Genomic DNA, 13,335 nt, shown 5'->3' with positions numbered 1-13,335 from the left:
GATCGGCAGCGCAACCGCGCCTGCCGATCCGTTCCGGACCCCACTCCGCAGACAGGACGCCCTCACCATGTCATCCGAGCATCACAAACCGCCGCGCCAGATCGGCGGAGAGCTTGTCATCCCCATCCTTGCGGTGGGCTTCACGATCTACTTCTTCTCGACGATCTGGAATTCGCCGTGGACCGCGCAGGTCAGCACCTTCCTGATCGGAGGCATCCTGCTGCTTGTCTGCGCGATCTTCTTCATCCGCTGCGCCGTCTGGCTTGGTCGCGGTGAAGGCACGCTGGGGTTTGGAAACCTTGTCACCCTGGACGACATCCGGACCGGGCGGATCGGGCTTCTTGCCACGACAATCGGCTATGTCGCCCTGATCGACACGCTGGGGTTCACCCTGACCACCTTCCTGTTTCTGGCGGTCAGCATGCTGATCCTCGCACGTGGCAAGAATGCGGTGTTCATCACGATGATTTCGGCGGCGATGGCGCTGACCGGGTGGGCGGTGTTCATCTGGGCCTTCGACACACGCTTCCCGCGCGGCTGGTTCGAAACCACAATGAAGGCGGTGCTGGCCAATGGATAGCAGCACAGCCTCGATCCTGACCGAAGTGTTCTTCGAAACGCTCGGCTACTGGTACATCATCATCCCGACGATTTTCCTCGGCCTGATCGTCGGCGGCATCCCCGGTTTCTCGGCAGCGAACACGATCATCATCCTGATGCCGCTGACCCTCGCGCTCGACCTGCAATCCGGGCTCGTGTTCATGATCTCGCTTTATTGCGCCGCACGCATGGGGGCGGGCATTCCGGCCATCCTTGTCAACATCCCCGGCACGGCGGGGGCTGCAGCGACACCGCTTGACGGCTACCCGATGGCAAAGCAGGGCAAGGGCCAACAGGCGCTGGCGATTTCCTTTGTGGCCTCCTGTATCGGCGGTCTGCTGACAACCATCATCGCCCTTGCCGCCATGCCGATCCTCGCCCGGGTCGGGTTCTACATGCACTCGGTCGAAATGATCGTGGTCATGCTGTTCGGCATTTCCCTGATCGCGTCGATCGCGGCGCAGGACATGGTCAAAGGGCTGATTGCCGGGTTCTTGGGCCTGATGATCGGCTCCATCGGCACCGATGTGGTCTATGCCACACCGCGTGGCACGTTCGGGTTCCTTGAACTCTACGACGGGGTGCCCCTGATCCCAGCCCTTGTCGGCCTTTTTGCGGTCTCCGAAGCCTTCGTCATCATCGAAAAGCGCGTCATCGTGAACCATGACGGCGAACCAAAGGCCCCCAACTGGCACGACACGTTCGAAGGCGTGTCCATTGCGCTCAAACGCTGGGTGCATATCGTCTGGACCTCGATCATCGGTCTGGTGATCGGCGTGATCCCGGGTGCAGGTGCCTCCATCGCGAGCTTCGTGGCCTACCAACAATCGCGCAGCTTCTCCAAAACGCCCGAGAAATACGGCACCGGCCACCCGGAAGGCCTGATCGCGCCTGAATCCGCCAACAACGGCGTGACCTCGGGCACGCTGGTGCCGCTGCTGGTGCTGGGCATCCCCGGCGGAGCAACGGCGGCGATCATGCTTGTCGTGATGCAGTTCCATGGGGTGAGCTTTGGCCCCTCGCTGTTCGAGAACCAGCCCAAGGTCGGCTACGGCATGTTCATGGCGATGGCGGTCAGCTACGTCTTCATGTTCCTGACGATCCTGCCGCTGTCGCGCTACATGAGCCACGTGACCACGATCCCGACGATCTACCTTGCGCCGATGATCATCAGCTTCACGCTGGTGGGTGGCTTTGTTCCTCGCGAATACATGTTCGACATGTACCTCGCGCTGGCCTTCGGTGTGCTGGGCTACATCGCGCGGCGCACAGGATACCATGTGGCTGCGATCCTGATCGGGGTCATTCTTGGGCCGCTTCTGGAAAAGTACTTCCTCTGGTCGCTCAAGAAATCGGACGGCGACATCATGGTGCTATTCTCGTCCACGTTGGGCAACATCCTATGGGTGGCCTTCGCCCTGTCGATCATCCTGCCCATGGTGTTCAGCATGCGGCGCAAACGCAAACTCGAGGTGCCTGCGGAATGAAACGCGAAGTCACGTATGAATTGTCCCGCAACATCCGGCGGCTGGGACATCTGGACATCGAAGGCGGCGGCGAAGTGGTGGTGCGGGATGGCTATGCCTATGTCGGCCATATGAAGCCCCCGATGGGCACGTCGATCATCGACATGTCCGACCCTGCACATCCCAAGGTGGTGTCCCACGTTGCGCCGCCGGACGAGTGGTCGCACACCCACAAGGTCAAGGTGGTCGGCGATCTGATGATCACCAATGTCGAAATGGACCGCCGCCATTTCCTGCGCAAAGGCGACAAGATCGCGGGTCTGCGCGCCGAAGGGCTGTCGGACGACCAGATCGCAGAACGGCTTGCGGTCAAACCGTCGGACATTCCCGTGCTGGAAGAGGCTTTGGCGCGCGGTTACACCAGCGGTGGCTTCCGCGTTTGGGACATCTCGAACAAGGCCGAGCCCAAGCTGCTGTCCTACGTCAAGACCCACGGCTTTGGCGTGCACCGCTTCGATATGGATGCCAACTACGCGTATATCTCGACCGAGATGGAAGGGTATGTCGGCAACATCCTTGTCATCTACGATCTGTCCGATCCGACAAACCCCACCGAAGTGTCGCGCTGGCATATGCCGGGGCAGCATGTGGCAAATGGCGAAACCCCCACGGGTGTCGGCTACAGCCACCGCCTGCACCATGCGATGCGCTGCGGCGACGAGCTTTGGGCGGCGGTCTGGCATGCGGGCATTCGCGTGCTGGACGCCAGCGACATCACCAAGCCCACGCTCAAGGGCAGCTACCGGTTTCCCAAGGGCATTCCGGAACCAACGCACACCGTCATGCCGCTGGAACAGACGATCAACGGACGGCGCTATGCGATCGCCATTGACGAGGAACATGACCACAAACCCGGCCGCTTGCACGGGTTCATCTGGGTGATGGACGTGACCGATCTGGAGAACATGGAACCCATCGCAGCGTGGGACCTCTCGGAACGGGTCTGCCCCTGGGTGGGTGAAGCCGGTGTGCGTTTCGGTGGGCACCAATACCGCGAAAAGCTGGACAGCACACTGATCTATGCCACGTGGTTCGCAGGCGGTCTGCGCGTGCTCGACGTGGCCGACCCGCACCTGCCCGTCGAAGTGGCGCATTTCATGAAACCCGGCCCAACCGGCGCACCGCCGCAGTCGAACGACGTCGATGTGGACGATAACGGCCTGATCTATGTCCTCGACCGCAACCGGGGCCTCGACATTCTGGAGATGACCCTATGAGCGACAATGACCTTCTGCCCCCGAGTGTCGATCCCAACACCAAGGCGCTGGGCATCCGCCGCGTGAGCGCCCGGAACGAGGCCTCGACCCGGTCGGTCATGATGGTGCGCAACCATGTAGTCATCACGGATGAGAAAGAGTCGAACACCGGGCCGACACCTTTGGAGATGACGCTGTCGTCGCTGCTTGGCTGCGAGGGCGTCATCATCAACCGCTGCGCCGAGGCGATGCAGTTTTCCTACACCGCCGTCGACATGGAGGCCGATGGCGAGGTTGACCAGCGCGGCAGTCGCGGCGTGCAGGGCGTGCGCCCCTATTTCAATTGGGTCAAACTGCGTATTCGTGTCCACACAGACGAACCGCAGGACCGGTTTGATCGGCTCACCCGAAACGTCGAATACCGCTGCCCGGTGATGAACCTCTTCAAATCGGCGGATGTGGACGTGCAGATCACTTGGGAGCGCGTCACCCCGTGAGCCTGAGCCTGACGATCAACGGAACACAGCGCGAGATAACGTCAGACCCGGACACCCCGCTGGTTTATGTCCTGCGGGATGAGCTGAAGCTCAAAGGCACGAAACTGGGCTGCGGGTTGGAGCAATGCGGCGCTTGCGCGGTGATGGTCGATGGCAAGGTTGCGCTGTCCTGCGTGACACCGGTTGAGGCGTTCGACGGCAAAGAGATCACTACCATCGAAGGCATCGCTGAAACCGAGACAGGCCAACGCGTGCAACAGGCGTTCATCGAAGAGACCGCCGCGCAATGCGGCTATTGCACCTCTGGCCTCGTCGTCGCGGCGACGGCGCTCCTGTCGGAAAACCCCGCGCCGGATCTCGACACGACCAAGGCGGCGCTTACGCCACATCTGTGCCGCTGTGGATCACACCCACGCGTCCTCGCCGCCATAGAACGGGCGTCAAAAACATGAGCCTCGACGCGTATCCCCTTGTTTCAGATTGGTTAAGTCCATCTGCCGGTGGCTTCGTCATCCACAGCGGCAAGGTAGACATCGGCCAGCGCATTTCGACGGCGCTCTTGCGGATCGTTCAGGAAGAACTGGCGCTGCCCCTGGACCAGTTGAGGATCGCTGAGGTGCGGACAGGCGCCGCACCCGATGAAGGGATCACGTCCGGCAGCAATTCGATCGAACAGTCAGGCCGCGCCGTAGCCGCTGCCGCCGCGACCCTGCGCAGGCATCTTCTTGAAAACGCCGTTGCCCAGTATGGCGGCACGTTGGCCGACTGGTCCCTGGTAGACGGCTATGTGCAGCGTGCTGGCACGAACCAACGCATTGCCCTCACTGACCTTGCCCGCGATCTGCCGCTCGATCTGCCCGTAGACACCACGCTTCCGCGGCACGTGCCAGAGGACAGCGCCACCGCCACGATGCGCGGCATCACCGAGATGGTCACGGGACGCTTCACCTACGTCCACGATCTCGACCTGCCCGGCATGTGGCAGGCGCGCCGGGTCAGCCCTCCGCATGTGAAGGCAAAGTTGCAGGACATCGACATGACGGCGGTTGAGAAGGTGCAAGCCAAAGGCTTGCGCGTCTTTCGCGACGGCAGTTTCCTTGCCGTGGCGGGACCACGCGAATGGGACGTGGTCAAAGCCGCGACCAGTCTGGGCCTTGCCTGCACATGGGACACGGAAGGCGGACTGCCCGAAATCGATGTCTTCGCGCAGCTCATACCCGAAAATGCCAAACGCTTTCCGGTCGTGAACGGCACCCCGCAGAACGCCCCGGTTCCTGATCCCGACCCCACTCCCGACATCAGTTCCCGGTTCGAACGCCCCTACCAGATGCACGGCGCATTGGCCCCTTCCGCCGCACTGGCGGAATGGACCGGAGATCGCCTGATCATCAAAAGCCACAGCCAGGGCATCTACCCGCTGCGCGAAGCAATTGCCGACAGTCTTGGCCTTGCGCCCGAACAGGTCGAGATCACCCATGTTCCCGGCTCCGGCTGCTACGGCCATAACGGCGCCGACGATGCCGCATTCGAGTCCGCGCTGGTTGCGATGGCGCATCCCGGAACACCGATCCTGCTCAAATGGTCGCGCGAGGATGAACACGCATGGGAACCATACGCCCCGGCTATGGCGGTTCAGGTCGACGCGAGACTGACCGATGGCCGGATCACCGCCCTGTCGGCCGAAGCTTACAGCGACACCCATCGTGGCCGCCCCCGCCCCGGCCCGAACCGCGCGGGACCGGCCAAGCTTCTGGCCAACCGGTTTCAGGCAGACGCGATGGCCCCTTATGTCGCCCCACCGAACATGGGGAACCATGCCGGGATGCATCGGAACCTCGATCCGATCTACGACATTGCCGAAACGCGGCTGGTGAAGAACCTTGTGCAAGGGCTGCCTCACCGCACCTCCGCGATGCGCTGCCTGGGTGCGGTCGCCAACATCTTTGCGCTGGAAAGCACGATGGACGTAGCCGCGCACAGCGCGGGTGTCGATCCGATCACATTCCGCCGCACCCACCTGACCGACACCCGCGCCATTGCCGTTCTGGACGCGTTGGAACGCCGCCTCCTCCCCGTGCCCGAAGGAATGGGTCGCGGCATCGCCTATGCCCAGTACAAGAACGCCATGACCCGCGTTGGGCTTGCCGTCGATCTGACGGTGACGGACGCCGCCAAGGTCAAGCTTGACCGTGTGACGCTGGTGGCCGATGCGGGCCGCGTGATCGACCCGGAGGGCCTGAAGGCGCAGCTTGAAGGCGGGGTTATGCAGGCGGCCAGTTGGGCGCTCTATGAACAGGTGACATGGGATCGCGACGGCATCACGTCCCGCGATTGGGACAGCTACCCGGTAATCCGCTTCGACAATGTGCCGGTCTTCGACATCACGCTGCTGAACGACACCGCACAGCCCTCGGTCGGAGCGGGCGAGGCCTCGCCCGGGCCCACGGTCGCCGCCATCGCGAACGCCATCTTCGCCGCAACCGGCCTGCGCCTGCGCCGGATGCCATTCACACCGGATGCCATCACACAGGCCGCATTGTCCGTCTAGGCCGGACCACGGGGCGGGTTGCACGCCACCCGGCAAGCTGGCACAGCTAAGGCACCTGATACGGAGCATCCCATGTCCAAGACCATCTTTCTGATCAATGGCCCGAACCTGAACCTTCTGGGCAAGCGGGAACCCGCGATCTATGGCGCGGACACGCTCGACGATGTGGCGCAGCGCTGCGAGGCGTTGGCCCAACCGGCGGGGTTTGCTGTCAGGTCGATGCAATCGAACCACGAAGGTCAGATCATCGACTGGATCCACCAGGCCCGCGACGAGGCGCAGGCGATCATCATCAATCCCGGCGCGTTCACCCACACCTCTGTGGCGATCTTCGATGCGCTGCAGGCCTATGACGGGCTGGTGTTCGAGGTTCACATCTCGAACGTGCACAAACGCGAGGCGTTCAGGCATCACTCCTATGTGTCTGCTCGCGCAGAAGGTGTCCTCGCCGGGTTCGGGATCGAAGGATATGAACTGGCGCTGCGCCGGGTGATCAGCCTTCTGGGCTGACCCCTCCTAGAACGGGCCGTCCTCCAGCACGCCATCCGCCGACATCTGCGCGTAAAGCAAGCCTTCGCGCAGTCCCCGGTCCGCCACGGACAGCCGGTCGGTCGGCCAGCAGCGCAAAAGCGCCTGAAGGATCGCTGCCCCCGACATGATCAGCGCCTGACGGTCCAGCCCGATGCGCGGGTCTGCCCGGCGTCCTTCGGGACCCAGCTGCAGATAGCCCGAGATCACCTTTTCGATCTGGTCCGAGGTCATGCGCAGCCCGTCCACCTTGGTCCGGTCATAGCGTTTGAGACCCAGATGGCTGGCGGCCACGGTCGTCACCGTGCCGCTGGTGCCGACGATCTGGAATCCCTCGCGCGCCTGCTCGTCCTTGTAGGGGGCGAACTCGGCCAGGTTCTCCTCGAAATACCAGCTCATCAGAGCGTAGCGGGCGCTGTCGCTTTCCACATCCGAGAACTGATCGCGCAGCGTCGCGACCCCCAAGGGGACACTGATCCAGTCCACCACACGGGCCGCGGGAAACGGGCTGTCCTTGGTGTGGAACCCGGCATGCAGGCGCATGATGGCACGCGGGCGCTCGAACGGTGGCACCGCCGTCAGGTCGATCCAGACCAGCTCGGTCGAGCCGCCGCCGATATCCACCACCAGCAACTGCTCGGTCTTGGTGCTGACCAGAGGCGCGCAGGAAATGACCGCGAGCCGCGCTTCTTCCTCGGGCTGGATGATCTCGAGGGTCAACCCGGTCTCGCGTTTGACTTGGCGGATGAAATCCCGCGCATTGTGCGCGCGGCGGCACGCTTCGGTCGCCACCAGCCGCATGCGTGTCACTTCGTGCCGACGGATTTTCTGCTGGCACACCCGCAGTGCGGCAATGGTCCGGTTCATCGACGCGCGACTGAGCCGGCCCGATTTCTCGAGTCCGGCCCCAAGCTGGACCGATTTGGAAAAGCTGTCGACCACGTGGAATTGGTTGCCCTTGGGTTGGGCAATCAACATGCGACAACTGTTTGTGCCCAAATCCAGCGCGGCATAAAGCTCGGATGGATCGGGCCGTGACGGCGCGGGGCTCTCTACCGGTTTCGGGAATGCGCCCGCACCTTTGGGACGCTTTGGCGCCATGATTTCGCGCCTTCCGAATATGTAAGTTACCTCAACCCTAAGCCCGGTTTGCAAACGGCGCAAGTTTCGTGATGCGGCAGACGCCCGTTATGAAGCCACTTCATGCAAAGCCTGAGAAATTTGAACCTGCGGGGCCATCGCCTTCGCCAGCGACCTGCCCTATTGTTCGCGCGGGTCGCAGACGGAAGCGGACAAGTCGAAATTCGCCCTTATGTCGCGAATGGCGTAAACTACTTAGGCGCAAGCGGAACAAAGGAATCACGGACATGCCGGATGTCACAATTGTCTACTGGCGGGATATCCCGGCACAGGTGATCGTGGGCAAAGGCCGTCGCGGCGCAAAGGCACAATTGCCTGAACGCTTCGAGCAGGCCATCGACCGTGCCGCGATGAAGATCGGCGCGTCGGATACGGACAGCTATCTGGCCGAATGGCGCAAGGCCGACCCCTACCCGCTCGACGGCGAAGCAGACGAGGTCTGCGCCGCCGAAGCGGCCCGCATTGATGCGGAATACGACAAGGAGCGCCTCAAGGCGCTGATTGATAACGAAGGCTGGGCGTAAGCCCCCATGACCCTGAGGGAGGCCATCATGGCATTGTTGAATTTCCGCAAGCGCGAGACCGTCGAAACCGGCGCCACCCCCGAGATGGAAGCGTTCCTCAAGGGCTATTCCATCGAGGTCATGCCGCGCACCGCCGAGAAGGTCGAGAATTTCCGCGACCTGCTGGCCCCCGGCACCCGCGTCTACATCGCCCATATCGAGGGCACGCCGATCGAGGACATGGTCGCAACAGCAAAGCGCGTCGCCTCCGAAGGATTCCCGGTCATGCCGCACTTCCCCGCGCGCATCATCAAGGACGAAGCCACGCTGGCCGACTGGATCGCGCGCTACCAGGGCGAAGCAGGTGTCGATCAGGCGCTCCTGCTTGCCGGTGGCGTGAACCAGCCGCAGGGTGACTTTCACAGCTCCATGCAGCTGATGGAAACCGGTCTGTTCGACAAGGCGGGGTTCAAGCGTCTGCACGTTGCGGGTCACCCGGAAGGCAACAAGGATATCGACCCGAATGGCGGCATGAAGAACGTCGAAGACGCGCTGCGCTGGAAGCAGGCGTTCTCGGAGCGCACTGATGCCAAGATGGCGCTGGCCACCCAGTTCGCCTTTGACGCCGATCCGATCATCAAATGGGTCGACGACCTGTCTGCCGCCGGCATCAAACTGCCCGTCCATATCGGCATTGCCGGTCCGGCCAAGCTGCAGACCCTGATCAAGTTCGCGATCGCCTGCGGTGTCGGCCCGTCGCTCAAGGTTCTGCAGAAGCGCGCGATGGACGTGTCCAAACTGCTCCTGCCCTACGAGCCGACCGACGTGCTGACCAAGCTTGCCGCGCACAAGGCCAGGAACCCCGAGTTCAACATCGAACAGGTGCATTTCTTCCCGCTGGGTGGGATCAAGACCAACGCCACCTGGGCCATCGAAAACGGGGGTGCCGCAACCGCGCCCGCAGCCGCGAGCTGAACCGACCTGATGCCGGCCCTGCTCTTTGATCTCGACGGCACGATGCTGAACTCGGATCCGATCCATGAAGCCGTGTTCACCGAACTTTGGCAGTCCCGCGGACTGCCAACGCCGGAAGGGTTTTACATAGATCAGGTGCATGGCCGTCTGAACGTCGACGTCTTTGCGGAGCACCTGCCGGACGAGCCCGATCCGCAGGGCCTCAGCGAATGGAAGGAAGCGCAGTTTCGCGACCGCCTGCCCGCACCATACCCCGCCACACCGGGTGTCGAGGCTTTTCTCGACCATGCCGAAGCGCGAGGCTGGCAGATGGCGGTCGTGACAAATGCCATGCGCCTCAACGCCGAAGCCATGCTGGGCGCCATCGGGTTGCGCGACCGGTTCGAGGTGATCGTGATAGGTGAGGAATGTGCCCACGGCAAGCCGCATCCGCTTCCCTACCTGACGGCGATGGAGGCTCTGGGCGAAAACCCGCGCGCTTGCATCGCGTTCGAAGACAGCCCCTCCGGCATGCGCGCCGCCGCAGCTTCCGGGGCTTACAGCATCGGTGTCCGCTCTGCCCTGAGCGACGCAGACCTGCGTGCCGTCGGTGCGCAGATGACCATTGAGGATTTCACAGACCCCGCGTTGCCAGGCATTCTGGCCCGCATTGAAGGAGTAGCCGCATGACCCGCACCATCGTCGAGTCCAAGACCAAAACCGCCATCATCGGGTTCGACCAGCCGTTCTGCGTCATCGGTGAGCGGATCAATCCGACAGGCCGCAAGATCCTTAACGAGGAACTAGAGCGCGGCGATTTCAGCCGGGTCGAAGCCGATGCGCTGGCGCAGGTTGCGGCGGGCGCCAACATTCTCGACATCAACTCCGGCGCCGTATTCTCGAACAAGATGGCCGAAGATCCGCGTTATGCCGACAACAACTTTGTCGAACCGACCCTGATGAAGGAACTGGTGGAACGCGTCCAGGCCGTCACCGATTGCCCGCTCTGCATCGACTCGTCCGTTCCCGGCGCGCTGGAGAACGGTCTGGCCGCCGCCGAAGGCCGCCCGCTGTTGAATTCTGTCACCGGTGAGGAAGAGCGCCTCGAGATGGTGCTGCCGCTTGTGAAGAAATACAACGTGCCGGTGGTGGCGATCTCGAACGACGACACCGGCATCAGCGAAGACCCCGATGTGCGCTTTGCCGTGGCGAAAAAGATCGTCGAACGCGCTGCCGATTTCGGCATTCCCGCGCATGACATCGTGGTTGACCCGCTTGTCATGCCGATCGGCGCGATGGGCACCGCTGGCCTGCAGGTCTTCACCCTCGTCCGACGTCTGCGCGAGGAACTGGGCGTGAACACCACCTGCGGCGCGTCGAACATCAGCTTCGGCCTGCCGAACCGTCACGGCATCAACAACGCCTTCCTGCCGATGGCCATGGGTGCGGGCATGACCTCGGCGATCATGAACCCGGTCGCTCTGCCCGTTGGGGCCACCAAGATCGCCGAAAAGCGCGCCGAGGTGGCCGCCGCAGGGATCGTTCTGCCGGACGACATGGACGACGAGACCTTCTGCGTGCTTTTCGGCCTCGGTTCGACCAAGCCGCGTCCGGGCAAGGAGATGGAGGCCATCCGCGCAGCCAACTTCCTCACCAACAATGACGAAGGCGGTGGCGCCTGGATCGCGTTCAACCGTCAGCCGCCAAAAGCCGGTCAGGAAGGCCGGGGCCGTGACGGCCGCGCCGGAGGTGGTCGCCGCCGCCGCGCCTGAGTGCCGATGCAAAAACAGCCGCGCTCTGAGATTGGGCGCGGCTTTTTTGTGTGGACTTGTCCGTCATCTGAAACGGGGATGAGGGGTGTTGGATTTGCACCATGTCGCGTTTGCGGCACGTGAACAGCTTCATTGCCGCTCGGACATCTTTTGATCAGGTTTAACGATTTGTTCAGCTTGCCGATTCAGAATCTTCGTACGAAGATTCTGAGCCCCGCCCATAAAATTCTGGGCCGCAGGCCCATGGGCTGGTCAGCAGACGGTTCAGCGTCTCATGTCACGCCGACAACGCAACTCCACGCCGTCCCGCCAGATCGGTGAAATACTGCCACGCCACCCGGCCCGACCGCGCACCGCGCGTCGCCTGCCATTCGATGGCTTCCGCACGCAACGTCGCGTCGTCAATCTCGACGCCATATGCGTCGCAATAACCCCGGATCATCGCAAGATAATCGTCCTGATTGCACGGATGGAAGCCCAACCACAGACCGAACCGGTCCGACAGCGACACCTTTTCCTCGACTGCCTCGGACGGGTTGATCGCCGACGACCGCTCGTTCTCGATCATGTCCCGAGGCATCAGGTGCCGCCGGTTCGATGTGGCGTAGAACACCACGTTGTCCGGCCGTCCTTCGACCCCGCCATCCAGCACCGCTTTCAGCGATTTGTAATGCTGGTCGTCATGGCTGAAGCTCAGATCGTCACAAAACAGCAGGAAACGGTGATCGGCCACCCGAAGCAGGTTCAGAAGCCGCGCCACGCTTGGCAAATCCTCGCGCTGCAATTCCACCAGCTTCACTGGCAGACCCTCGGCCAACACGGCGGCATGCACCGCCTTCACCAGACTCGACTTGCCCATGCCGCGCGCGCCCCACAAGAGCGCGTTGTTCGCGGGCAGTCCTTTCGCAAACTGCCGCGTGTTGGTCAGGAGCGTATCCCGGCTGCGATCCACACCCACGAGCAGGTCCACCGGAACCCGGCTCACCTTGGGCACAGGTTGCAGGTGATCGGGGTCCACATGCCAGACAAACGCATCCGCCGCGTCGAAATCCGGCGCCGGCTGCGGCGCCGGAGCAAGGCGCTCCAGCGCGGCGGCAATCCGCTCCATCGGGTCCGTCACTTCTTCGCGTCCTCGTCGAATTCGCGCATCAGCGGGTCGTCATCCATGCCGTCGGCGGGATCATCCTCGAACCAGAGGCCCTGCGCCTTCAGTTCCTTCTCGCGTTTCTTCTCGACCCGGCGGACCAGAATGATCGACACCTCGTAAAGCCCATAAACCACGGTGAAGAGGATAAGCTGCGTCACCACGTCAGGCGGCGTCACCAAGGCGGCCAACACAAGAATGCCGACCATCGCGTATTTGCGCACGCTGCCGAGACCGTCTGCCGACACAAGCCCGGCCTTGCCCATCAGCGTCAGCAGAACCGGCAACTGGAAGCAGAGACCAAAGGCCATGATGAACACAAGCGAGGTCTGAAGGCTTTCGTTCACCTTGCCGAAGAAGGTGATCTTCAACCCTTCATTGGTCGCGGGCACCACCGCTGTGGGGTCCACGTCCACCGACTCGGACAGCAGGTTCGCAAACAGCGATGGCGCGTCCGTGAAGCCCAAGAAGAACGCCATGGCAAGCGGCGTCACCACGAAATGCGCAAAAGCGGCCCCGGCGAGGAACATCACGGGCGAGGCGATGATGAACGGCAAAAACGCCGACTTTTCGGATTTGTAGAGCCCGGGCGCAATGAACCGCCACATCTGGTGCGCGATCACCGGGAAGGCCAGGGCAAAGCCGAAGACAAGCCCGATGCGGAACAGCACGAACAGGTATTCCTGCGGGCTGGTATATTGCAGCGTCGGCGCCGGGTCCCCAAGCGCGCGGAGCGTTTCCTCGATCGGCACCAGCAGAAAGCGCAGCACGTGCTCGGCCAGGAAATCGCCTTGAATCGGCACGAACAGCACGCAGATGCCGACGAACAGCGCAAGAACGGACCGGATCAGTCGGGTGCGCAGCTCTGCCAGATGTTCGATCAGCGGAGCGCTGCTGTCTTCAAGCTCGTCGTCGCTGGCGCTCATG

General features: G+C 62.6%; 14 protein-coding genes. 11 read left to right on the top strand and 3 right to left on the bottom strand.

Annotation, left to right across the window (positions count from 1 at the left end):
* Nucleotides 1–67: 67 nt before the first annotated feature.
* The 7 genes from MRY75_RS13500 to aroQ all read left to right on the top strand — a co-directional run bounded on the left by MRY75_RS13500 (nucleotide 68) and on the right by aroQ (nucleotide 6,877).
* Nucleotides 68–580: a tripartite tricarboxylate transporter TctB family protein gene (locus MRY75_RS13500; RefSeq protein WP_292308534.1), complete on the top strand. Its 513-nt coding sequence runs from the start codon at nucleotides 68–70 to the stop codon at nucleotides 578–580.
* Nucleotides 573–2,087: a tripartite tricarboxylate transporter permease gene (locus MRY75_RS13495; RefSeq protein WP_292308533.1), complete on the top strand. Its 1,515-nt coding sequence runs from the start codon at nucleotides 573–575 to the stop codon at nucleotides 2,085–2,087. Before MRY75_RS13500 ends, MRY75_RS13495 begins: the two co-directional genes overlap by 8 nt.
* On the top strand, nucleotides 2,084–3,343 hold the full coding sequence (locus MRY75_RS13490) for a hypothetical protein (protein WP_292308532.1): 1,260 nt from the start codon (nucleotides 2,084–2,086) through the stop codon (nucleotides 3,341–3,343). The genes MRY75_RS13495 and MRY75_RS13490 overlap by 4 nt, the downstream gene beginning before the upstream one ends.
* Nucleotides 3,340–3,819, top strand: coding sequence for an OsmC family protein (locus MRY75_RS13485; protein ID WP_292308531.1), 480 nt, complete (start codon nucleotides 3,340–3,342; stop codon nucleotides 3,817–3,819). Before MRY75_RS13490 ends, MRY75_RS13485 begins: the two co-directional genes overlap by 4 nt.
* Nucleotides 3,816–4,271: a (2Fe-2S)-binding protein gene (locus tag MRY75_RS13480; protein WP_292308530.1), complete on the top strand. Its 456-nt coding sequence runs from the start codon at nucleotides 3,816–3,818 to the stop codon at nucleotides 4,269–4,271. Before MRY75_RS13485 ends, MRY75_RS13480 begins: the two co-directional genes overlap by 4 nt.
* Complete coding sequence (locus MRY75_RS13475) at nucleotides 4,268–6,367, top strand: molybdopterin cofactor-binding domain-containing protein (protein WP_292308529.1); 2,100 nt, start codon at nucleotides 4,268–4,270, stop codon at nucleotides 6,365–6,367. The genes MRY75_RS13480 and MRY75_RS13475 overlap by 4 nt, the downstream gene beginning before the upstream one ends.
* A 72-nt stretch (nucleotides 6,368–6,439) precedes the next feature.
* Nucleotides 6,440–6,877 (top strand): type II 3-dehydroquinate dehydratase, encoded by a 438-nt coding sequence (gene aroQ, locus MRY75_RS13470; RefSeq protein WP_292308528.1) that lies wholly within the window; start codon nucleotides 6,440–6,442, stop codon nucleotides 6,875–6,877.
* Nucleotides 6,878–6,883: 6 nt separating this feature from the next.
* Here the strand turns inward: aroQ and MRY75_RS13465 are convergent, their stop codons facing one another.
* Nucleotides 6,884–7,996, bottom strand: a complete 1,113-nt coding sequence (locus MRY75_RS13465) for a Ppx/GppA phosphatase family protein (RefSeq protein ID WP_292308527.1) — start codon at nucleotides 7,994–7,996, stop codon at nucleotides 6,884–6,886.
* Nucleotides 7,997–8,262: 266 nt separating this feature from the next.
* Here MRY75_RS13465 and MRY75_RS13460 point away from each other — a divergent pair, with 266 nt between their 5' ends.
* The 4 genes from MRY75_RS13460 to MRY75_RS13445 are packed head-to-tail and all read left to right on the top strand — an operon-like array spanning nucleotide 8,263 to nucleotide 11,264.
* Complete coding sequence (locus tag MRY75_RS13460; protein ID WP_292308526.1) at nucleotides 8,263–8,559, top strand: virulence factor; 297 nt, start codon at nucleotides 8,263–8,265, stop codon at nucleotides 8,557–8,559.
* Between the two features lie 27 nt (nucleotides 8,560–8,586).
* Nucleotides 8,587–9,513, top strand: a complete 927-nt coding sequence (locus MRY75_RS13455; protein ID WP_292308525.1) for a methylenetetrahydrofolate reductase — start codon at nucleotides 8,587–8,589, stop codon at nucleotides 9,511–9,513.
* Between the two features lie 9 nt (nucleotides 9,514–9,522).
* Nucleotides 9,523–10,182: an HAD family phosphatase gene (locus MRY75_RS13450; protein ID WP_292308524.1), complete on the top strand. Its 660-nt coding sequence runs from the start codon at nucleotides 9,523–9,525 to the stop codon at nucleotides 10,180–10,182.
* Entirely contained in the window at nucleotides 10,179–11,264 is a 1,086-nt protein-coding gene (locus MRY75_RS13445; RefSeq protein ID WP_292308523.1) for a methyltetrahydrofolate cobalamin methyltransferase, read from the top strand. The genes MRY75_RS13450 and MRY75_RS13445 overlap by 4 nt, the downstream gene beginning before the upstream one ends.
* A 277-nt stretch (nucleotides 11,265–11,541) precedes the next feature.
* Here MRY75_RS13445 and MRY75_RS13440 read toward each other — a convergent pair whose 3' ends face one another.
* Both MRY75_RS13440 and MRY75_RS13435 read right to left on the bottom strand, forming a co-directional pair.
* Nucleotides 11,542–12,384 (bottom strand): ATP-binding protein, encoded by an 843-nt coding sequence (locus MRY75_RS13440; RefSeq protein ID WP_292308522.1) that lies wholly within the window; start codon nucleotides 12,382–12,384, stop codon nucleotides 11,542–11,544.
* Entirely contained in the window at nucleotides 12,381–13,334 is a 954-nt protein-coding gene (locus MRY75_RS13435; RefSeq protein WP_292308521.1) for a twin-arginine translocase subunit TatC, read from the bottom strand. The genes MRY75_RS13440 and MRY75_RS13435 overlap by 4 nt, the downstream gene beginning before the upstream one ends.
* Nucleotide 13,335 lies beyond the last annotated feature (1 nt).

The organism is Marivita sp. (assembly GCF_022763305.1).
Lineage (GTDB): Bacteria > Pseudomonadota > Alphaproteobacteria > Rhodobacterales > Rhodobacteraceae > Marivita.
The sequence above is the reverse complement of the archived record's forward strand: the minus strand, read 5'-3'. Positions and strand labels throughout refer to the sequence as shown.

Coding starts and splice junctions, on each gene's coding strand:
- aroQ (WP_292308528.1), top strand. CDS start 6,440: ATGTCCAAGACCATCTTTCTGATCAATGGCCCGAACCTGAACCTTCTG.
- MRY75_RS13455 (WP_292308525.1), top strand. CDS start 8,587: ATGGCATTGTTGAATTTCCGCAAGCGCGAGACCGTCGAAACCGGCGCC.
- MRY75_RS13485 (WP_292308531.1), top strand. CDS start 3,340: ATGAGCGACAATGACCTTCTGCCCCCGAGTGTCGATCCCAACACCAAG.
- MRY75_RS13435 (WP_292308521.1), bottom strand. CDS start 13,334: ATGAGCGCCAGCGACGACGAGCTTGAAGACAGCAGCGCTCCGCTGATC.
- MRY75_RS13460 (WP_292308526.1), top strand. CDS start 8,263: ATGCCGGATGTCACAATTGTCTACTGGCGGGATATCCCGGCACAGGTG.
- MRY75_RS13445 (WP_292308523.1), top strand. CDS start 10,179: ATGACCCGCACCATCGTCGAGTCCAAGACCAAAACCGCCATCATCGGG.
- MRY75_RS13495 (WP_292308533.1), top strand. CDS start 573: ATGGATAGCAGCACAGCCTCGATCCTGACCGAAGTGTTCTTCGAAACG.
- MRY75_RS13450 (WP_292308524.1), top strand. CDS start 9,523: ATGCCGGCCCTGCTCTTTGATCTCGACGGCACGATGCTGAACTCGGAT.
- MRY75_RS13490 (WP_292308532.1), top strand. CDS start 2,084: ATGAAACGCGAAGTCACGTATGAATTGTCCCGCAACATCCGGCGGCTG.
- MRY75_RS13500 (WP_292308534.1), top strand. CDS start 68: ATGTCATCCGAGCATCACAAACCGCCGCGCCAGATCGGCGGAGAGCTT.
- MRY75_RS13465 (WP_292308527.1), bottom strand. CDS start 7,996: ATGGCGCCAAAGCGTCCCAAAGGTGCGGGCGCATTCCCGAAACCGGTA.
- MRY75_RS13475 (WP_292308529.1), top strand. CDS start 4,268: ATGAGCCTCGACGCGTATCCCCTTGTTTCAGATTGGTTAAGTCCATCT.